General features: G+C 37.5%; 19 protein-coding genes. 8 read left to right on the forward strand and 11 right to left on the reverse strand.

All coding sequences use genetic code 11. From position 1 onward, the window contains the following. Nucleotides 1–49 precede the first annotated feature (49 nt). Entirely contained in the window at nucleotides 50–1951 is a 1902-nt protein-coding gene (locus OZP13_RS17105) for a S9 family peptidase (protein WP_281297982.1), read from the reverse strand. Between the two features lie 127 nt (nucleotides 1952–2078). Between OZP13_RS17105 and mtgA the strand changes: the two genes are divergently transcribed. Further along, the gene (gene mtgA, locus OZP13_RS17110) at nucleotides 2079–2828 is read left to right on the forward strand and encodes a monofunctional biosynthetic peptidoglycan transglycosylase (RefSeq protein ID WP_281297983.1); all 750 of its coding nucleotides are present in this window, start codon (nucleotides 2079–2081) and stop codon (nucleotides 2826–2828) included. Nucleotides 2829–2946: 118 nt separating this feature from the next. Here mtgA and OZP13_RS17115 read toward each other — a convergent pair whose 3' ends face one another. The 7 genes from OZP13_RS17115 to OZP13_RS17145 all read right to left on the reverse strand — a co-directional run bounded on the left by OZP13_RS17115 (nucleotide 2947) and on the right by OZP13_RS17145 (nucleotide 10910). Beyond that, the gene (locus tag OZP13_RS17115; RefSeq protein ID WP_269241327.1) at nucleotides 2947–3384 is read right to left on the reverse strand and encodes a porin family protein; all 438 of its coding nucleotides are present in this window, start codon (nucleotides 3382–3384) and stop codon (nucleotides 2947–2949) included. 175 nt (nucleotides 3385–3559) lie between these two features. Beyond that, the gene (locus OZP13_RS17120; RefSeq protein ID WP_281297984.1) at nucleotides 3560–5563 is read right to left on the reverse strand and encodes a TonB-dependent receptor plug domain-containing protein; all 2004 of its coding nucleotides are present in this window, start codon (nucleotides 5561–5563) and stop codon (nucleotides 3560–3562) included. 234 nt (nucleotides 5564–5797) lie between these two features. Then, on the reverse strand, nucleotides 5798–6148 hold the full coding sequence (locus tag OZP13_RS17125; RefSeq protein WP_281297985.1) for a hypothetical protein: 351 nt from the start codon (nucleotides 6146–6148) through the stop codon (nucleotides 5798–5800). Between the two features lie 91 nt (nucleotides 6149–6239). Continuing rightward, a complete protein-coding gene (locus OZP13_RS17130; protein WP_281297986.1) occupies nucleotides 6240–7229 on the reverse strand; it encodes an aspartate-semialdehyde dehydrogenase in 990 nt (329 codons plus the stop codon). A 170-nt stretch (nucleotides 7230–7399) separates the two neighbouring features. After that, on the reverse strand, nucleotides 7400–7828 hold the full coding sequence (gene mscL, locus OZP13_RS17135; protein ID WP_281297987.1) for a large-conductance mechanosensitive channel protein MscL: 429 nt from the start codon (nucleotides 7826–7828) through the stop codon (nucleotides 7400–7402). Between the two features lie 60 nt (nucleotides 7829–7888). Next, complete coding sequence (locus tag OZP13_RS17140) at nucleotides 7889–10330, reverse strand: bifunctional UDP-N-acetylmuramoyl-tripeptide:D-alanyl-D-alanine ligase/alanine racemase (RefSeq protein ID WP_281297988.1); 2442 nt, start codon at nucleotides 10328–10330, stop codon at nucleotides 7889–7891. 202 nt (nucleotides 10331–10532) lie between these two features. Next, nucleotides 10533–10910, reverse strand: coding sequence for a hypothetical protein (locus tag OZP13_RS17145; protein WP_269241331.1), 378 nt, complete (start codon nucleotides 10908–10910; stop codon nucleotides 10533–10535). Nucleotides 10911–10965: 55 nt separating this feature from the next. Between OZP13_RS17145 and OZP13_RS17150 the strand changes: the two genes are divergently transcribed. Beyond that, a complete protein-coding gene (locus OZP13_RS17150) occupies nucleotides 10966–12456 on the forward strand; it encodes a S41 family peptidase (protein ID WP_269241332.1) in 1491 nt (496 codons plus the stop codon). 121 nt (nucleotides 12457–12577) lie between these two features. Here the strand turns inward: OZP13_RS17150 and OZP13_RS17155 are convergent, their stop codons facing one another. Then, nucleotides 12578–13168 carry a thymidine kinase gene (locus tag OZP13_RS17155; protein WP_281297989.1) on the reverse strand — a complete coding sequence of 197 codons (591 nt, stop codon included), beginning with the start codon at nucleotides 13166–13168 and terminating at the stop codon, nucleotides 12578–12580. 102 nt (nucleotides 13169–13270) lie between these two features. On the opposite strand from OZP13_RS17155, the gene OZP13_RS17160 reads away from it, so the two are divergent. From OZP13_RS17160 to OZP13_RS17170, 3 genes are read left to right on the forward strand one after another with little or no spacing between them, the layout of a single operon-like run. Then, entirely contained in the window at nucleotides 13271–14239 is a 969-nt protein-coding gene (locus OZP13_RS17160; RefSeq protein ID WP_269241334.1) for a DUF8457 domain-containing protein, read from the forward strand. Beyond that, a complete protein-coding gene (rsmI, locus tag OZP13_RS17165; protein WP_281297990.1) occupies nucleotides 14239–14940 on the forward strand; it encodes a 16S rRNA (cytidine(1402)-2'-O)-methyltransferase in 702 nt (233 codons plus the stop codon). The genes OZP13_RS17160 and rsmI overlap by 1 nt, the downstream gene beginning before the upstream one ends. Before the next feature lie 11 nt (nucleotides 14941–14951). Next, entirely contained in the window at nucleotides 14952–15299 is a 348-nt protein-coding gene (locus OZP13_RS17170; protein WP_269241335.1) for a HopJ type III effector protein, read from the forward strand. 124 nt (nucleotides 15300–15423) lie between these two features. On the opposite strand, the gene ade is transcribed toward OZP13_RS17170, so the two are convergent. After that, nucleotides 15424–17049, reverse strand: a complete 1626-nt coding sequence (ade, locus tag OZP13_RS17175) for an adenine deaminase (RefSeq protein ID WP_281297991.1) — start codon at nucleotides 17047–17049, stop codon at nucleotides 15424–15426. A gap of 255 nt (nucleotides 17050–17304) precedes the next feature. Here ade and recJ point away from each other — a divergent pair, with 255 nt between their 5' ends. The 3 genes from recJ to OZP13_RS17190 are packed head-to-tail and all read left to right on the forward strand — an operon-like array spanning nucleotide 17305 to nucleotide 20729. Then, nucleotides 17305–18993 carry a single-stranded-DNA-specific exonuclease RecJ gene (gene recJ / locus OZP13_RS17180; RefSeq protein ID WP_281297992.1) on the forward strand — a complete coding sequence of 563 codons (1689 nt, stop codon included), beginning with the start codon at nucleotides 17305–17307 and terminating at the stop codon, nucleotides 18991–18993. 11 nt (nucleotides 18994–19004) lie between these two features. Next, complete coding sequence (locus OZP13_RS17185; RefSeq protein WP_281297993.1) at nucleotides 19005–20273, forward strand: MFS transporter; 1269 nt, start codon at nucleotides 19005–19007, stop codon at nucleotides 20271–20273. Further along, nucleotides 20274–20729, forward strand: coding sequence for a DUF2062 domain-containing protein (locus OZP13_RS17190; protein WP_281297994.1), 456 nt, complete (start codon nucleotides 20274–20276; stop codon nucleotides 20727–20729). Nucleotides 20730–20772: 43 nt separating this feature from the next. On the opposite strand, the gene OZP13_RS17195 is transcribed toward OZP13_RS17190, so the two are convergent. Then, nucleotides 20773–21528 carry a UDP-2,3-diacylglucosamine diphosphatase gene (locus OZP13_RS17195; protein WP_281297995.1) on the reverse strand — a complete coding sequence of 252 codons (756 nt, stop codon included), beginning with the start codon at nucleotides 21526–21528 and terminating at the stop codon, nucleotides 20773–20775. Nucleotides 21529–21548 lie beyond the last annotated feature (20 nt).

The raw sequence follows: 21548 nt of genomic DNA on the forward strand, positions 1-21548 counted from the left end.
GTCAAAATATTTTGACGGGATTTTTAGTTTTATGAAATATTCGAACTTGTTACAAAGTTTCTTTTAGCCATTTGAAAAATTCTCTTTGCCAAACTATGGCGTTTTGAGGTTTTAAAACCCAATGATTTTCTTCCGGGAAATACAGGAATCTGCTTTTTATTCCGAGCATTTGTGCCGCTTGAAAAGCTTCTTGCGCTTGTCCAATAGGAACCCTGAAATCATTTCCACCTTGAATGATTAGTATGGGCTTGTTCCATTTTTCCACTCGGCTGGCAGGATTAAATGTGGTGTAGCCTTTTTGTGCCGCGGCATTGTCTTTTTCCCAATAAGCACCACCAAAATCCCAGTAGTTAAAGAAAACTTCTTCGGTCGTGCCAAACATGCTTTGGGTATTGAAAACCCCGTCGTGGGCAATAAATGTTTTGAATCTATTGTTGTGGATTCCAGCCAAATAAAATGCGGAATAACCTCCGAAACTGGCACCAACACATCCCAAACGGGTTTTGTCGACATATTTTTCTTTGGCTACATCATCAATGGCCGAAAGATAATCGTTCATAACTTGTCCGCCCCAATCTTTGCTGATTTGTTCGTTCCATTCCACACCGTGTCCCTGCATTCCGCGACGATTGGGAGCCACGACAATATAGCCTTGTGCAGCCATCAATTGGAAATTCCAACGGAAAGAATAAAATTGCGTCAAAGGAGATTGCGGTCCACCTTGGCAATAAAGTAATGTTGGGTATTTTTTTGAAGCATCAAAATTCGGAGGAAGAATAACCCAAACCAGCATTTTTTTGCCGTCGGTTGTGGTAACGTATCTTCTTTCGGTTTTGCTTAACGCCAATGATTTGTAGGTTTCCGTGTTTACATTAGACAACTGCTTCCAATTTTTGTTCTTTAAATTATAAGAAAAAATTTCAGCAGCGTGGTTCATGTCGGTTCGGTTCACGATGATGGTGTCTCCAGAAAAACCAACAATGCTAACCACGTCAAAATCACCATTTGTTAATTGAGTAACTACAGGTATTTTCTTGGTCAAACCCGGAAAATCTACTTCAAATAGCTGAAGTGTTCCGTCAATTGGTGCCACAAAATAGACTTTCTTACTGTCTTTGCTCCAAAGAAAATTTTCAACCGTTCCGTCCCAATGGGCAGTCAAATTGATGTTCATTCCTTTGAGACTAACAATAATGTCGTTTTTGTCGGCTTCATAACCGTCGCGTTTCATTTGCAACCAAGTCAAATTGCCTGTTGGAGAAAAAGCAGGATTGGTGTCGTAACCCAAGTTGCCTTCGGTTCTGTTGGTGGTTTCTCCTGTTTCTAAATGGTATTCGTAAATGTCAGTATTGGTACTGGTAGCATAAGCCGTTCCTGATTTTTTCTTGCAAACATATAAAATGCTTTTGCTGTCTGGCGACCAAATGTAATCTTCATCTCCGCCAAAAGGTTTTTGTGGACTATCGAAATTTTCGTCTTTCAAAATGTCAATTCCAACAGAACCTCCTTTGTTTTCTTTGTAAAAAACGTGATTGAATTTACCTTCATTCCATTTGTCCCAATGGCGATAATCCAATGCGTTATAGACTTGAACATTCGATTTTTCCAGTTCTGGATAAAAATCTTTTCCGTGTACTTTGTCGATTTTCACCTCTTCATTGTAAACAAGATATTTTCCGTCCGGGGAAACATTTTTGTCTTTCAATAACTCTTTGGTATCTGCCTCCTCTGTTGGAGTTCCACCATTTATGGGCAAGGAATAAAACTTGGAATTCGATTTATTTTCTTCAATAGAAGGAAAATCTACTTTATAAATTATGTTTTTTTCGTCTTTTGAAATCCCTAAAGTAGTTATTCTTCCTAATTTCCAGAGCAGTTCTGGCGACATCGTGTTTTGTGCCATTGCAGTTAAGTTTGTCATTATCAATGTTATAAATACTATCTTTTTCATTAAGTTATGGGGATTTATTATTTCTTAAAAATACAAATTCTAAATGTTTTACTAACGGTTGTTTTATGGTTAATTTTGAAAACGGAAATATTTTTTTATATTTATAAAAATTAGAAGATTTAATAGAATGGCGACAAAAATCACATCCAAAAAAACAAAGCAATCCGCAAAAAAAGACTCAGGAACTTTCAAGAGTAAACTAAGTCGGTTTTTATTCAAGGCATTGTTGTGGTTTCTTGGATTATCCATTTTTTCCGTGGTCTTTTTTAAGTTTGTACCCGTTCCATTCACGCCCTTGATGGTCATTCGAGCCATAGAAAATAAAATGGACGGCAAAGAAAATTATTTCAGCCACGATTGGGAACCCATTGAAAACATATCGGTTAATTTGCAAAAAGCTGTTATTGCAAGCGAAGACGGGACTTTTTTGACCCATAACGGTTTTGATTTTACGGCCATGCAAAAAGCCTACAAGAATAACTCAAGAGGCCGAAGAATAAAAGGAGGGAGCACCATTTCGCAACAAACGGCCAAAAATGTTTTTCTTTGGCAAGGAAGAAGTTATCTCCGTAAAGGTCTTGAAGCTTATTTCACGGTCTTGATAGAAGTGATTTGGGGAAAAGAACGCATTATGGAAGTCTATCTCAATAGCATAGAAATGGGGAATGGCGTTTATGGAGCCCAAGCCGCAACCCAGCATTGGTACAGGAAAGATGCCAAAAGCCTCACCAAAATGCAAGCCGCCGGAATTGCCGCCATTTTGCCCAATCCAAGAAAATATTCCGCCACAAGTTCTTCCTCTTATATCAATCGTAGAAAAGATAAAATTGTTCGCATAATGCGACATATCGGCAAGATTGAGTATCAAAAAAGATAAAAATAATTTGCAATTTGTGGTTGCCATTTTATTTTCAAATCAAAATTCAATCCGAATATTAGCCCATAAAAAATGCCTAAAATTTCTTTCAGGCATTTTTTTTAATCAGCAGTTATTGTTAAAGCTTCATTGTTATTCCAATACCGGGAGACATTCCAGAAACATTTCCGCCAGCAATTTCTACATAAACTCCCCATTTGTCATTCCAAAAATAACGTCCTCCAAATTGAAGACCAAGGTTAATGTCACTTTCATCATTGCCATTCTCGTCTCCGTTAAAAATGGAATATCCAGCATTCACGCCGCCATATACATCCCAAGCATCATCTGAAATGCCAAATAAATTATCAAAGTAATAGTTTCCTTTTACCCCTAAATTGATCCAATCCAAATCTAAGCTGGTTCCTACTCCAGGAGCAATAGTAATATCCTTATGGACAGGAATTTCATAATTAATACCCACAAGACCAAAGTTCAATTCTTTTCTGGCTTGTCCAAAAACATTTGCAAAATTCAACATTAATGCAAAAACAAATAATAAAGTGGTTTTTTTCATGATTTTTTTATTAAAAGGTTATACACAAATATAAGGGTATTTGTGTAATGAAAATAAGTTAAAACACACAAAATTTATTTAAATATTAAAAATAGTTGATAACAATAACGCAAGTCTTTATAAAATAAGTTTGCTTTTTTGGTTCAAATTACCTTTGCTGTTTAAATAATTTCTTTTAAATGGTAAAATTCAACCCAAGAACAATATTTCTTCCCATATTCGGAATGCCATCTGTTTTTAATCGGGAAAGATGTGCTGTATATTCTTTGTCCAATAAATTATTGCCATTCAAGTTGATGTCGAAAGTCGTTTTTCCTAATTTCACTTTTCCGCCTAAACCAAGATTCAAGAAAGTGTAGCCATTTGATTTTGTCTCGAAACCGCTTACATTTTTTTGATTAAAGGTTGTTGAAACATTTAAAGTGGCAAAGCCGTCTTCCAACCAGTTTTTAATCTTGAACTCGGTTCGAATGGTGTTGTTCCAGTTGTTTGCAGGAATTAACGGCAAGTAATCGCCATCTTGTTTTTTGCCGGTAACGGTTTCAAAACTGGTTTCATAATGCAACCAATCCAACGGATGTGGATGAAAATGAAGTCCTATTTCTCCACCAAATAATTTGGCGTCATTTTGAATATAATCGAAAATGGCGTTCTCGTCAATGATTTCCCCAGTTGGTGAAGTGTAAATATAATTGTTGATGTGGTTGTAAAATCCGTTGGCGAAAAACTCGACATGGCTGCTTTTGTATTCCAAATTAAGGTCTGTTTGTATGTTTTGCTCCGTTTTCAAATCGGGGTTTCCCACTTCATAGCGATTGGTTCCTTCGTGAACGCCGTTTGAAGTCAGTTCGGCCAAATTGGGTGCCCTGAATCCGGAAGCCAAATTCATTCGTAAAGCCAATTTTTTGGACAAATTTGTTTTGTAACCCAAAGAGGCATTAAAACTGTCATAAGATTTATCAAGTGCTCCAAACGAACCTTCTTCGCCCGGAGTTCCGTGTGCCGTTGTTGTTGTTTTTCTATTGTCGAAACGCAATCCCGCTTGCAATACATTCGATTTCCATTCGTAATTTCCGGTTCCGAAAAATCCGAAATCATTGGTTGTAGCATCGGGAATTAAATATTCTTCCCCCGAATTGGCATTGGTTTGATGCATTCCTTGAACACCAAGGATGGATTCGAATTTACCCATTTTTGGGAAATGGTATTTCGCATCGTAGTTGAATGTTTTCAATTTCATGTGCAAAACAGCAACATCGCTGTCTTCAAATTCGCTTCGGTCATTCGAGATATAACCCAAATCGACATCTAGTTTGGATTTTTGGAAAAAGAAAACGTTGTTCAAACTCAACAAATGATTGAAAACACCTTGTTTGGGATATTCCGTTTTTTTGTTGGTGGTTTGGTTTGCGATGCCTTCCTCTGGAATTCCTAAATCCAAATCATTGTAATTGTAACGAAAAATGCTTGAAAATTTCGAATTGCTGTAACCAATTCCAGTCTTGAAATCGGTTTCATTGTAACGGGTGTTGGTTACTCGGTCACCTTCCCCAGTTTTGTAATCGGAATGCGTGTTGTAGCTTCCGCGAGCCAAGAATTTCCAATTTTCGGTAGAAGTTTTCAATCCCAATGTTGAATTGCTTCCCAAAGTATTGGAGAATAATTTTTGGTTAAAATTAGCTTGAAAAGTATTTGCTGGAGCAAATTTCTCTGGATTAAAATATAAAACTCCGCCCAAAGCGTCCGAGCCATAAAGCAAGGAAGCCGGACCTTTTATGACTTCGACACTTTCAATTCCGGCATCGTTTAATCCCAAACCGTGCTCGTCGCCAAACTGCTGATTTTCGATTCGAACACCTTGTGAATAGACCAAAACGCGGTTGCCGCTCAACCCTCGAATGACGGGTTTACCAATGGAAGTTCCCGTCGAAACTTGTGAAACTCCCGGAATGGTGGCCAATCCTTCAATCAAGGTTGCAGTTCCTTTTTGTTGCAGTTCCTTGACGGTCGAATGTTCCACTTTCATCACGTTTTGTGATTGTATTTTGTTGAAAGCGGTCGAAACAATCACTTCGTCCAATACAAATGGTTTGTTTTTGTGAAGACTGTCTTGTTTGATTTCTTGTGCTTGAATAATAGCCGAAAACCCCACGAATAGGGTAAATATAAATTTTTTCATTTGAAATGATTTTATGAACTATTCAAGAGTTAACTTTTGCCACAAAGACACAAAGTCGCAAATTTTAAATTATGTAGCAGTTTTGGAGCAATTTAAGTACTCCATAAATTCATATTTTTTACGACAATATTGTTTAATCTCTTAATGGTAAATGAACCTGAATAATTACAGTTTTATGATTAAATAGGAAGCGCAAAAAAACTTTGCGTCTTTGTGCCTTTGCGGCAAATATGTTTATACAATAAAACTCGGGGGAGCACGAAGCGCAAAAAGGCTTCCTTTAAAGAATTGGGTAATTTCCCTGGATTTGAAAAAGGAATATCCAGATGGAATGTTGATTTTTTTGAATTCGAAATGATGAATATCCGAAGCAATAAAACTGCTTATGGTAAAATTACAAACAAAACAATGATCGAAATTATGGTGTTGATGCGTGATTTCCTTGCTGGAAGTGTATGCGTGGTGGCATTTTTTTTCGGATAGTTGTTGCGCTAAATGCTCATAACTATGCGCCGATTGAAACAGCATGGCAAACAATACCGCAACTACCAAGAAAAGATTTACTATGACAAATTTCTTTTTCATCCAATGCAAAGGTAGTTATACCCAATAAAAAATCCGGTCAACTTTAACATAATTTAAAGTCAACCGGATTTTATGAAATATTAAAATGGTTTTAAACCAAATTGTGTGCTATTAAATATTCAGCAATTTGAATCGTGTTTGTTGCAGCGCCTTTTCTCAAGTTGTCGGCCACAATCCACATATTCAAGGTGTTGTCTTGGCTTTCGTCACGACGAATACGTCCCACAAATACGTCGTTTTTACCTTCGGCATATTTTGGCATTGGATAAGTAAAAGTGTCCAAATTGTCTTGAACCGTCACACCATCCGTTTGGCTCAAAAGCGTTCTTACTTCGTTTACGTCAAAATCATTGCTGAATTCCACATTTACGGCTTCGCTATGACCACCAACAACCGGTACACGAACTGCGGTAGCCGTAACTTTGATGCTGTCGTCGCTCAAGATTTTTTTAGTTTCTTTAACCAATTTCATCTCTTCTTTGGTATATCCATTTGGTTCGAAAACGTCACATTGAGGAATACAGTTTCGGTTGATTTCGTATTTGTAAACCATGTCGCCTTTTATGCCGGCCACTTCATTTTCGAATTGTTGAACCGCTTTTACTCCAGTTCCAGTGATGGATTGGTAAGTAGAAACAATCACGCGTTTTACATTGTATTTTTTGTGCAAAGGAGCCAAGGCCAAAACCATTTGAATTGTGGAACAGTTTGGATTGGCAATGATTTTATCTTCTTTTGTCAATTCGTTTGCATTGATTTCAGGAACGATCAATTTTTTAGTTGGATCCATTCTCCAAGCCGATGAGTTATCAATAACTGTAGTTCCAGCTGCAGCAAATTTTGGTGCCCAATCCAATGAAGTTTGTCCGCCTGCCGAGAAAACAGCAATTTCTGGTTTCATGTCCACTGCAGTTTGTAAACCAACAACGGTATGCTTTTGTCCTTTGAATTCAATTACTTTACCCACTGATTTTTCAGACGCAACAAGAATTAATTCGGTGTATGGAAAATTTCTTTCTTCTAATACTTTTAACATTATTTCGCCAACCATTCCAGTGGCTCCTACAACTGCAAGTTTCATATTGTGTATTTTTTATTTTTAATATTAATTTCAAAGTACAAAAGTAAGCAATAAGTTATTTAAAACAAGCGCGTTCACAAAAAGTAACAAAATGTTATATTTGTAACAATTACAAAAAAGAACCACGCTGTTGGGCGTGGTTTAGTTAGAATATATAGTGTAGCGGAAATTTATTTTTTCAACAAATCCCTGATTTGTGTTAGCAATTCTTCTTGAGTTGGCCCAGCTGGTACAGCAGGAGCAGCTTCCTTTTTCTTTTTTGTTTTTTCATAAGCTTTTAAAACCATAAAAATACAAAAACCAATAATCACGAAATCGAAAACGGTTTGTATGAAAGCTCCATAATTCAGGGCGACTTCTGCAACGGCGGGAGCTTTTTCAACTCCATTTTCCATTATTGCCGGAATGCCGTCTTGCAGCACGATTTTCAAGTTTTTGAAATCCACTTTTCCTAAAAGCAACCCAATTGGCGGCATTAAAACATCATTTGTAAATGAAGTTACAATTTTTCCAAAAGCACCACCCACAATTACGGCTGTTGCCAAATTTACTATTTCGCCTTTCATCAAAAAGGCCTTAAAATCGCTTACGAATCCCATAATTTTTTTGTTTTTAGGTTTAAATTTAACACGAATATAATTAATTTATTTTAAATTTTTTTATTCGCGATAAAAAACTCGTTTTACCCTTTGGGAAATACTGGTCAAGATTTCATAAGGAATGGTTTGCAATTGTTCAGCGATAAAAGAAACACTTGGGCTTTCGCCAAAAATTATGACGGAATCCCCTTCTTTACAATTGATTTCGGTAATGTCAACCATCAACATATCCATGCAAATACTGCCAACGATGGTTGCTTTTTGATTATTTATTGTCACAAAACCAACTCCATTCCCCCAATGTCTCGAAATTCCGTCGGCATAACCAATTGGGATTGTGGCTATTTTTGTTGGTTTTTCGGCAACAAATCGTCTTCCATAGCCTACGCTTTCGCCAGCTTGAATAGTCCTGATTTGCGAAATAATGGATTTTAAAGTACCCACGTTTTCTAAATATTTTTGTTCCTCGACATCGTTAGAAACGCCATAGAGTCCAATGCCAAGGCGAACCATGTCATATTGTGCTTCCGGAAAATTACTGATTCCCGATGTGTTTAAAATATGGCGAATGGGTTTTATTTGCAATTCAGCCATTAATTTTGAAGACAATTTTTCGAATAAATCAATCTGTGAATGTGCAAAATCTTGATGTTCCAAGTCATCGCTCGTGGCCATATGCGACAAAATACTTTTTACGGTCACGAATTTGTTGTCTTTTAAAACTGCAATTAATTCGTCTAAATTCTCTTCTTCGAAACCCAAACGGTGCATTCCGGTGTCGAGTTTGACGTGAATGGGAAAGTGTTTCAGTTTTCGTTTTTCGGCAATGTTCAAGAAGGCATTCAAGCCTTTCAAACTGTAAATTTCGGGTTCTAATTTATATTGAATGATGGACGAAAAACTGGTTGTTTCTGGATTCATAACCATTATGGGTAAAGTGATTCCAGCATTTTTCAACGAAATTCCTTCATCGGCAAAAGCCACGCCCAAATAATCTACCTTGTGATGTTCGAGTAGTTTGGCAATTTCAAATCCGCCGTTTCCATAACCAAACGCTTTTACCATTACCATCATTTTGGTAGTAGGTTTGAGTTTCGATTTAAAAAAACTAAGATTGTGACTAATGGAATTTAGGTTGATTTCCAGAACGGTTTCGTGTGTTTTCTCTTCTAATGCGGCAACTATTTCTTCAAATTGAAAATGTCTCGCTCCTTTTATTAGAATGGTTTCGTTTACAAAATTCAAATAGTTGAAATTCAGAAAAAAGTCGGCAGTGTTTTTAAAAGTGATGCAGTTGGTAAGCTTGTGTTTAAATGCTGAAATAGTTTCGCCAATTCCAATGACACGATTGATTTTATTATTTTTAATTAATTGGGCAACCTTCGTATATAATTCTTCGTTGGACAAGCCACTTTGAAAAATGTCCGAAAGGATGACCGTTTTGTTTTTGTATTGTTTTTGGCTTTCCAGAAAATCCAAGGCAATTTTCAACGACTGAAAATCTGAACTATAGCTGTCGTCAATAAGTGTCGTATTGTTGATTCCGGTTTTGACTTTCAAACGCATTTCAACCGGATACAGCCATTGCATACGGTTTTGAATCGTTTTCTTGTCGTATTTAAAACTCAATAAAACCATCAAGCAAGTAACGGCATTTTCAATTGAAGCTTCATCCTGAAAAGGAATTTGTATGTCGAAATTGTCTTTGCCATAGCGAATTTGCAAAATCGTTTTGTCTTCAATGGCTTTTCTTCTGACAAAAACATCGGCTGTTTCATCACTGTAACTCCAGGAAAAAGCTTTTATATTGGATTCGATAAGAGCATCAATAATTTTATTTTTTTGATATATGATTAGCTTCGAATGTTTGAAAAGTTTTAGTTTTTCCTTGATTTTTTTCTCCAAATCTTCAAAACCTTCGTCGTGCGCCGTACCAATATTGGTTATGATTCCAATGGTTGGTTTGATGATGGTTTCCAGTTTTTCCATCTCGTTCATTTTCGAGATTCCCGCTTCAAAAATGCCCAGATTGTGCTTGTCATTAATCGAAATTACCGATAAAGGAACGCCCACTTGAGAATTATAGCTTTTGGGACTTCGGATGATGTTGAAATCTGGATTTAATAGAAAGTTCAACCATTCTTTGACGATGGTTTTTCCGTTGCTTCCCGTCAATCCAAAAACGGGGAACTTAAAAAGACTTCGGTAGTAAGCCGCATAGCGTTGCAATGCATCCAAGGTGTTTTCGACGACCAAAAAAGTGGCTTTGCCTGTTAATCCTTCCGGAATGTGGGTAACCACAAAGCAGCGAACGCCTTTTTCGATTAAGGATGAAATGTAAATGTGGGCATCATTATTGGGTCCAACTAGTGCAAAAAACAATGTTTTTTCATTGTTTTGCAAAGAACGGCTATCAATGGAAATAGTGTCAATTGTGCCGTTACTGTCTCCAAACCTTTTGGCGTGGAGAATTTTTTCGATGTTTGGGATAGATAAAGTCAAGGGTCTAACTTTTTGGTATTGAAATTAAGAATTCGGTGGTTGTCATTACTGTTGTTTTCGGAATTTTTGAAATAAAAAAACAGTTGTCGATAACGATTTATTTGTATGTATAAAAGTACAGAATAAAACGGTGTAAGAAAAAAAAAATGGCTTTTTTCTAACGGTTTTTTTTCTTAAGAATGGTTTTTTGGAAAAGAGAGAATTAATCGGTGATTAATTTGAATTTTACAGCTTGAAAAAATAGTTTCGAATCTTTCTCGAAATAGATTCCGTTTTCTTTTTCCTCCAATTTTACTTGGTAGCCATGAATTAGGGCAGTTTGTGCAATAACATTTATTTGGTAAGTAGTACCCGTTTTGTTTGTGCTGGAGATTTTTTGAACAATGCCATTAATCACAACCGATTTTGGGACAATAGTAGCGTTATTTAGTTCAAAACAAACTATATATCCTTTCTCGCTATTCCTGTTATAACTTTTATACGTTTGGTTTTTAATGCCCAAAAGCTGACTGGTACAGGAAAAAAGAAAAAATCCGAAAGAAAGTAATAAAAATCCGGTTTTGAACATACTATTTTTCATAATTTTAAAGTTTTTATAGCTACAAATCTAACTTAAATTATACGATTGATAAATAATGAAATTAAAATATATCATTAAAACACTGCTTGTAGCATTTGTTTTTACTTCTTGCAGCAAGGATTCTGATTCTAATGAAATCACGACTGCCAAACCAGACGAGATTAACAACTTTGTTTGGAAAGCGATGAATTCTTGGTATTACTGGCAACCCAATGTTGCCGATTTGTCTGATAGCAAAATTGCTTCTGCCACGACCTATGCCAATTTTATAAACGGAAAAACGCCCGATGCGCTTTTTTATTCGCTCCTGTATCAAAGAGGAACTGTCGATAGATTTTCTTGGATTGAAAACAGTAATGAAGTAGTGTATGCCTCAAAAATTGCAGAAGTTGAAAAAAGTGGTGGTTTTAGTTATGGAATTTACCCTAAAGACGTATCCAGTATAAATATGGTAGCCTTGATTAACTACATTGTACCTGGTTCGCCAGCAGCTTTGGCGGGATTGAAAAGAGGCGACGTCATTACAAAAATAAATGGAAGCCAGCTTACTTTAAGCAATTATGGACAACTTGATAATTCACAAATAACAGTTACTTTGGCATCTAGCGTGCAATTTACAAGCTCTAGTTTAGTAACTACAGACAAAGTAGCAACTGTAACTCTAACAAAAGCCGATATCGACGAAAACCCTGTTGCTTATTATGAAAAGAAAGTATATGGAGGCAAAAACATTGGCTATTTGGTTTATAATGGTTTTAAATCAGATTATAATGATGAACTCAATGCGGCTTTCGCCAAAATGCAATCGGATGGAATTAACGAATTGGTTTTGGATTTAAGATACAATGGAGGTGGATCATTAGAAACGGCAGTTGCTTTGGCACAAATGATTAATGGCAGTTTTACCAATAAACCTTATGCTTATTTAGATTTTAATGACAAACACAATGATGAAGATGGCTATGAAAACTTTTCCGATAAAGTAAGAATTTTTAACTTGGTTGATAACGAGCCCACTTTTCAGAGAGAAGAAAGTGTCAACAGTCTTGCTTTGACAAAAATATATGCGTTGGTAAGTTTTCAAACGGCTTCTGCCAGTGAACTTACCATACAATGCCTGAAAAAATACATTAACGTAACCACGATAGGAGAAGAAACAACAGGCAAGTTTGTGGGGTCTAATACATTGTACGATTCTCCTGTTTATGATTACACCTCATATGCCAATAGAAGTACCAAACACAAATGGCAATTGCAACCCATAACTTTTTCTTATTACAACAAAGACAAAGACGCAAATCCAACGAATATTGCGCCGGATTACGAAATTAATCCTTACAGTGTTTTCTTGAATCTGGTTGAATTTGGAAACGTAAAAGACCCTTGTTTGAAAAAAGCACTCGAATTGATTACGGGACAAACTATGCGTACTACGGGGAAAAATGTGGACGCCTCGTTTTTTAGAACCGGCAATCTTGCTGCATTCAACCCTACAAACACTGCCAAAGGATTGTATATCGAGGATTTCAAAAGTAGAAAAAAATAATTGATGGTTTGAAAGTTAAAAATCTCAAACACCAAGGGGTTGCAATTTCAATTTAGAAAAAGATATCTTTAAAATACAAAATAAACCCTTTCAGAATTTTGAATACTGAAGGGGTTACTTTTTATTTTTCCTCATTCTTTTTCATCGCATAAAAATAAGCGGCGCGACTCAAGGGTTCGTATTCTTCGATTTCGCCGAGCATCACGAGTTTGTCGTTGTCGGTTTTCCTGAAGCTGTAATTGGCCAGATTTCCTGTTCGGGTGCAAACAGCGTGCACTTTGGTCACGTATTCTGCTGTGGCCATCAGGGCAGGCATTGGGCCAAAAGGATTGCCTTTGAAATCCATATCCAATCCGGCAACGATGACACGAATGCCTTGGTTGGCCAAATCATTGCAGATTTTCACGATTTCGTCGTCAAAAAACTGGGCTTCGTCAATGCCGACCACATCGCAACCTTGTGCCAAAATTGCAATATTGGCCGCGGCTGGAACCGGTGTGGAGCGAATTTCATTAGCATCGTGCGACACCACCATTTCGTCATGATAACGCGTGTCTATTTCGGGTTTGAAGATTTCCACTTTTTGTTTGGCAAATTGCGCTCTCTTAAGTCTGCGAATGAGTTCCTCGGTTTTGCCCGAGAACATTGAACCGCAAATAACTTCGATCCAACCAAATTGTTCTTTATGATTTACTGTGTTTTCGAGAAACATTTTGTATTTTTCGGACTTTAGAAATGAATAATTTTTATTACTTTGTAACGAAAACAAATTTATTAAAAAAGACACACCTTACTCACTATAATTTCAAAAGTTATGAAGAAAAAATTGGAAGCCGACTTGATGAGCATTGCGCACAGGGTATTGCAACTGAAAAACAAATCCGACATCAATCAATTGTGTGTTGAAACGAGGAAATTGTATGAAAAATTGGCAATTTTGCAATTTGTTGAAGAGCATTTTGAAGGAGTGAAACCCACTATTGGTCAAGCCGAAATAGTGGAAAAAATGAAGCAATTTTTTGAAGAAAACCATTTATCGGATAGCAAGCCAATGAAGGTTCAAGAGAAAGTTGTTGTAGATGAAATTGTCGACAAAGAAACAGAAGAAGAATCCATTATTGATGAAATTGTTGTTGATGGAAACCAAGAAAACGAGAAAATTTTTGAGGAAGAAGTAGCTGCCATTGAACCGGAAGAAGAAATTGTTGCGGAATCTTCGGAGGACAAATTAAACGAAGTTGATTTTTTGTCTTCTTTTGAATTAGACGAAGCAGAAAAGGAAGAAAAAGTAGAGGAAGAGCAAATTCAAACGAAACCTGAAGAAGTCCAAATTTCTTTTATAGATTTATTGGGCGGAGATTATACCGAAACTTTGTTTGTAAAAGTGGAAGACAGTGAAGAAAAAGCAAATCCATTGGATTTTGATCTTCCAAAAGAAGCTACACTTCCAAAAGAAACCAATATCCAGAAAATGAGAGAAGAACTTTTGGCTGAAATGGAATTAAATCCAAAAGATATAGAACCTAAACCAGTTTCGCTCAACGAAAAATTGGCGCAAGGAATCAGCATTGATTTGAATGACAGAATCGGCTTCGTGAAAAACCTTTTTGGCAACAGCGACGAAGATTACAACCGTGTTTTAAACCAATTGATTACCTACGACAGTTTTGAGGAAGCGAAAAGTTTTATCGATGACATGGTAAAACCCGATTATGGTGATTGGGAAGGCAAAGAAGATTATGAACAACGTTTTATGGAAATCATCGAGAAAAAATTCGCTTAATGGGTAAATTATACATTGTCCCAACACCGATTGGCAACCTCGAAGACATGACTTTTCGGGCGATTCGAATTCTAAAAGAAGTCGATTTGATTCTTGCCGAAGACACGCGCACCAGCGGAAAATTATTGAAACATTTCGAGATTGGCACGCACATGCACAGCCATCACATGCACAACGAACACAAAACAGTCGAGAACTTGATTTCGCGTTTGAAAGCCGGAGAAACCATTGCCTTGATTTCGGATGCAGGGACGCCGGCGATTTCTGATCCCGGATTTTTGCTGACTCGTGCTTGTGTCGAAAACAAAATTGACGTGGAATGTTTGCCTGGCGCAACGGCTTTTGTACCGGCCTTGGTCAATAGCGGTTTGCCAAATGACCGATTCATTTTCGAAGGTTTTTTGCCTGAAAAAAAAGGAAGACAAACCCGATATTTGGCGCTCGCCGAAGAAACCCGCACGATGATTTTGTATGTTTCGCCACATAAATTGGTGAAAACTCTAGCTGAATTTATCACTTATTTTGGCGAAGACCGACAAATTTGTGTTTCAAGAGAATTGTCAAAACTGCACGAAGAAAATGTTCGAGGAACGGCTCGTGAAGTACTAACTCATTTTGAAAATAAACCACCAAAAGGAGAAATTGTGGTGGTAGTTGGGGGTAAAACGACAACTAAAGAAAATAAAAAACAATCAGAATAATAAATTATATAATGAGCATTACCACTTTTTTAGAAAAATTAAAACAAACACCAACCGCAATTACATTCCCGGAAACTATTGCCGTGATTGAGGAAAATTACGATTTTACTCCAACGACTTTCAGTAATGGAACACAACACAATGAAGCAGGACAAAACTCGGGTTCCTGCAAACTATTTGCTTTTGCCCAATTGCAAAACTTATCCCAAGCCGAAACATTGGCTTGTTTTGGAGCCTATTATTTTGAAGAAGTTTTGGGTGATCCAGAAGGAACCAACCACCAAAATATCCGTAATTTTATAAAATTAGGATGGGATGGAATCCAATTTGAAGGAGAAGCTTTGAGTTTGAAAGCTTAACAATTCGTCATTGCGAGGAACGAAGCAATCTCACTAAATTGCTCAACTTGTTTGCTCTCGTGATAGGATTGCTTCGTTCCTCGCAATGACACTGAAAAAACTTTGCGACCTAGCGTCTTTGCAGCTAATTCTCCACTTCCAAATCCACAAACGTAAAAGTATTTCCGCTAAATAATCCTTTGTCGGATAATTTCAAATCGGGAATCACGAGCAAAGCCATAAACGAAAGCGTCATAAAAGGCGCTTTCAAATTGCTACCTAATTCTTTTGCCATAGCATCAATTTCTTGGTATAATTTCCCGGTTTTCCAACCATTTTTGTCGCTCATGATTCCGGCAACGGGCAAAGCCAGCATTTTGTTTTCGGAACCATTTACAGCACAAACGCCCCCCGTATTTTTGATAATCAAATTGACGGCATTGCAAATTTCCTCGTCAGAAGTTCCCACGACCACAATATTGTGACAATCGTGCGCCACCGAACTGGCAATTGCACCTTTTTTTAACCCAAAATTCTTGATGAAAGCGATGGCCGGTTTTGTGTTTTCATAACGATTGACAACCGCCATTTTCAAGATGTCGTTTTCCGTGTCCGAAACGATTTTTCCATCTACGATTAATGATTGATGATGAAGTTCATTGGTAATCAATTGTCCTTCCAAAGCTTCGATAACCCTTATTTTTGACCCAGAACCCAAAACGGCAAAATCACTGATTTCTTTGGAAGAAATATTGAAATTATTAGGCGTTTCAAACGGCACGTGTTTTACAAACGATTCGCCATTTTTAGCAACTAATTCGCCATTGATGTAAGTTTGTTTTACTTTAAAATTAATCAAATCTTCAACTACAATAAAATCGGCAGCATCGTTTTCTTTTAATAAACCCACGTTCATTTTATAATGATTTACTGGGTTCACGCAAGCGGCTTGCAGGATTTTGAAAAGGTCGATTCCTTTGGCAACAGCCCGAGCACAAAGCAAGTTGATGTGACCTACAATCAAATCGTCGGGATGTTTGTCGTCCGAGCAAAACATTATGTTTTCGTGATTTTCTGGAAGTAAATCGATCAATGCTTCGAAGTTTTTGGCAGCACTTCCTTCGCGAATGAGGACTTTCATTCCAAGAGATAGTTTTTCTTCGGCTTCTTCAAAAGTGAAACATTCGTGGTCGGTAGAAATTCCTGCCGAAATGTATTTTTTTACCGCTTCACCTCTTAATCCTGGAGCATGACCATCGACTGGTTTATTGAAATGTTTTGCCCATTCAATTTTCTTCAAAACTTCGGCATCGTCGAATAAAACTCCGGGATAATTCATCATTTCCGCCAGATAATAAATGTCGGGTGAAGCCATCAATTCCTTGATTCCATTAGAATCGATGACAGCGCCGGCACTTTCGAAAGTGGTCGCTGGAACACAAGATGGAGCACCAAAATGGAATTTCAACGGCACTTTTTTACCATTTTCAATCATGTAATAAACGCCAGCCGTACCCAGAACATTGGCAATTTCGTGCGGGTCGGAAATGGTTGCCACCGTTCCGTGAAGCACGGCAATTTTTGCAAATTCGGAAGGAACGAGCATCGAACTTTCGATATGGATGTGGGAATCGATAAATCCGGGCATAATGTAATGTTGGACATCGTGATTTTTTTCGATTATCGAAATGATTTTTCCGTTTTCGACCGTGATTTCTCCGGCATAAATGCGTCGGTTTTGAATGTCGACAATTTGTCCTTGAATTTGCATTTTGTTTTGATTTTAAAAGCTATTCAAAAGTACCATGATTTTTTTTAGCATTTATTTTTTTGCAGCAGATTCGTAGATTATTTTTTAATTTTAGCCACAGATTAAAAGTATTATCACAGATTTTTATTAAATGGTTTTGTAAAATCTGCGAATCTGCGGTTAATTTTTTTGACCATAAATTAGTTAGCTATTTTTAAACTAAATTTGTCCTATCACACAAAATCGTAATTCGTAATTCTCAAATCGTAATTAATTATGCGTTGGACCATCAAACCAAAACCTTCTGAAGAAAAGGTAAAACTACTTGCTGAAACTTTGAATGTGGAGGAATTTGTGGCAACACTTCTGGTGCAACGCGGCATTGAAACTTTCGAACAAGCCAGACAATTTTTCCGTCCCACTTTAGAAGATCTGCATAATCCATATTTGATGAAGGATATGGATAAAGCGGTTGAACGCATAGAATTGGCGATTGAAAACGGTGAAAATATTCTCGTTTTTGGCGATTATGACGTGGATGGAACAACGGCAGTTTCCTTGGTTTCGTCTTATTTGAAAACCTATTATCCTAATGTTGCCACTTATATTCCAGACCGTTATGACGAAGGTTACGGTGTTTCTTTCAAAGGAATTGATTATGCCGACGACAATGTTTTTTCGCTAATTATTGCCTTGGATTGTGGTATAAAATCGATTGATCACGTGGCTTACGCCAAAGAGAGAAACATCGATTTCATTATTTGTGATCACCATAGACCGGGTGAATTTTTGCCAAAAGCAGTGGCGGTTTTAGATCCAAAGCGTGACGATTGTAATTATCCGTATGATGAATTATGCGGCTGCGGAATTGGTTTTAAATTGATTCAGGCATTGGGCGAAAACCGAAATCAAACCATCGAAGATTTGACTTCGTATCTGGATTTGGTGGCGACAGCTATTGCAGCGGATATTGTTCCGATGACGGGTGAAAATCGGGTTTTGGCTTATTTTGGTTTGCAGGTCATCAACTCCGACCCGAGACCGGGATTCAAGGCTTTGACACATCAAATAAAAAAGAAAACCTTGGATATTACCGACGTGGTTTTTATCATCGCACCCAGAATTAATGCGGCAGGACGAATCAAACACGGAAATCACGCCGTGGAATTGTTGACGGAATTCGATTTTGAGCAAGCCCAACAATTTGCCTCGGAAATTGAAGCTTATAATTCCGAAAGAAAAGATTTGGACAAACAAATTACCAAAGAAGCACTTAGCCAGATTGTAGAGAATAATGAAGAAAAACGTTTTACATCGGTCGTTTTTCAAGAAGATTGGCACAAAGGCGTGATTGGAATCGTGGCTTCGCGATTGATAGAAACCTATTATCGTCCGACCTTGGTTTTTACCAAAAGCGGCAATAAATATGCGGCTTCGGCACGCTCTGTAAAAGGTTTTGATGTCTATAATGCCTTGGAAGCTTGTTCCGAACATTTGGAACAATTTGGCGGACATATGTATGCTGCTGGAATGACTTTGTTGGAAGAAAATTATCTGGCTTTCAAAAATGCTTTCGAAAAAGTGGTCGAAGAAACCATTCATCCCGATATGTTGACGCCGGAAATTTTGATTGATGCCGAAATCAACTTAACGGACATCACTCCAAAACTCATCCGGATTTTGAAACAATTCGAACCTTTTGGGCCACAAAATATGACGCCTGTTTTTCTGACCAAAAATGTGAAAGACACGGGTTATGCCCAAAAATTGGGAGCTGATGAAGAACATTTAAAACTATTTGTACGTCAAAATAGTTCCGAAGGAATGGCGGCCATTGGTTTTGGATTAGGAAATAAAATGGAATTGACAACGAATAAAAAACCGTTCGAAGCAGTGTATTGCATAGACGAGAACGAATGGAATGGTAAAACTTCCGTTCAATTGCGATTGAAAGATATTAAATAGAATACAATTAAATGAAGAAGAAAGATCCTTACGCAGCCCTGCGTTATAAAGAATTCAATATGTTTTTGTTGATGCGATTTGCCATGGTTTTTGCCTGGTCGATGCAATTTATCATTATCGAATGGGAGGTGTATAGTTTGACCAAAAGTGCGCTTTCGTTAGGAATGATTGGATTAATGGAAGTGATTCCGGCGATAGGAATGGCTTTGTTCGCCGGACATATTGTCGATCAAAAGGAAAAAAAAGGAATGCTTCTTAAATGTATTTTGGGATTTTCAATTATTAGTTTTGGCTTGTTTTTATTGACCTGGCCAAGAATTGTAAGTGATTTTTCGACCAACACCATTTTGTATTCCATATACTTTTTGGTCTTTTTAGGAGGATTGGTTCGTGCTTTTTTGGGACCCACCATCTTTTCGTTGATGTCTTTGATTGTTCCTAAAAAAGCCTATCCCAATGCAGCCACTTGGAGTAGTTCGGTTTGGCAAATAGGTTCGGTTGTAGGGCCTGCCGTTGCCGGATTTTCGATTACTTGGATAGGAGTACATTGGTCTATGTGTACTATTTTTGCCTGTTCTATTTTCGCATTGTTGATATTGACACAAATTTCAACCAAGCCTATTTTAAACCCAAAAATTGGTGAACCGATAATGGAAAGTTTGAAGGAAGGAATAAAATTCGTTTATACCAATAAATCTGTTTTGGGAGCTTTAACGCTGGATATGGTGGCAGTTCTTTTTGGTGGAGCCGTGGCACTTTTGCCCATTTTTGCCCAAGATATTTTGAAAGTTGGGCCGGAAGGTTTCGGAATTTTGAGAGCAGCTCCAGCCGTTGGTGCTTTGTTGACGATGTTTGTTTCGGCACATTTGCCTTTTTACAAAAATGCGGGAATCAAGCTTTTGGCGGCTATTTTTGGATTTGGTGTTTGTATTATTGTTTTTGGACTTTCCACTTGGTTTTGGCTATCGGTCTTTGCCTTATTTATGAGCGGTGTTACCGATGGAATTTCGGTGGTGATTCGTCAAACCATTTTGCAACTCAAAACTCCAGACTCAATGCGAGGTCGTGTGGCTGCGGTAAATTCCATATTTGTTGGTTCATCAAATGAATTAGGAGCTTTCGAAAGTGGATTGACGGCCAAATTGATGGGAACGGTTTCTGCAGTTGTTTTTGGCGGAACTATGACTCTCATAATCGTTGTTTTCACTGGAATTAAATTACCGGGTTTTAGAAACTTGGATTTGCAAAAAGATTTGGAAGAACACGAAAATCACAAATAATTGAAACAGAAATTAAATTCGTTAAAAGATAAAACGACCGCTCTTTTGAAGCAAGGTTTAATGCCAAAGGAACTGATTCAGAGCATTATTGTGTCGGGATTAATTTCGATCATTCCGATTCTTGGCGTGAGCACTTTTATGATTACCACTGTTTCGCTGAAGCGAAAATTGAATTTTCCAGTAATGATTTCGCTAAGTTATTTGATGTGGCCTGTGCAAATTTTGATGATAATTCCTTTTATTCGAGTGGGAGAATTTATTTTTTCCGTTCCTCGAAATCGTCACACGGTCGAAGAAATTATCAGTTCCTTTCAAAGCAGTTTTTTTCAAACCCTGAGCCAACTTTCATTTGAATTGTTGTGTGGTTTGGGCGGTTGGTTACTGACGGCTGTTCCTACTGCTGTAGTAGTTTATTGGGTGTCGCTTTTGTATTTGAGAGAGAGAAAAACGCTGTGATCCTGCTTAAATGAATTTATATGTCTTGTGTGGTTAAAGGTTTTTACTCAAACTTCTTCACCTCAAAAGTTTCTCCATCAAAAACACCATAAGTAAAATAAGTGATCCAATCTCCTAGATTCACGTAATTGGAATTCTCGCCAACAGCAACGATCATTGGTAAATGACGATGGCCAAAAACAAGGTAATTGTAATGCTTGGTTTCCAGTTTTCTTTTGGAATACAAAATCAGCCATTCGTTTTCTTCGCCCAGGAATTTCACGTCTTCATCACCGGAAATCAACTTGTTTTTTACGGAAAGATATTGCGCCAGTTTCATTCCAATATCAGGATGAAGCCAACGATAAAGCCATTTGGAGACTGGATGCGTGAATACTTTTTTCATTCGTTTGTAGCCTTTATCACCCGGACCTTTTCCGTCGCCGTGACCAATGAGGAAGGTTTTTCCGTTGAAAGTATATTCTTGGTTGTCGTGATATACGGGAATGTTCAGTTCTTTTTCGAGATAATCGTCCATCCATAAATCGTGGTTGCCTACAAAGAAATAAATGGGAATTCCGCTGTCGCGAATTTCGGCCAATTTGCCCAAAACTCGCACGAAACCTTTAGGAACAACGGTTTTGTATTCGAACCAGAAATCGAATAAATCGCCCAGTAGAAAAATAGCTTCCGCATCTTTTTTGACTTCGTCGAGCCAAGCGACGAATTTTTGTTCTCTGGGAAAACTCAATTCAGGGGTTGGTGCGCCAAAATGCTGGTCGGAGGCGAAATATATTTTTTTGTTGGGCGTGATTTGCATAAAGCTAAAGTAGAGATTTT

The sequence above is a fragment of the Flavobacterium limnophilum genome, from assembly GCF_027111315.2.
In the GTDB taxonomy this organism is placed as follows: Bacteria; Bacteroidota; Bacteroidia; order Flavobacteriales; family Flavobacteriaceae; genus Flavobacterium; species Flavobacterium limnophilum.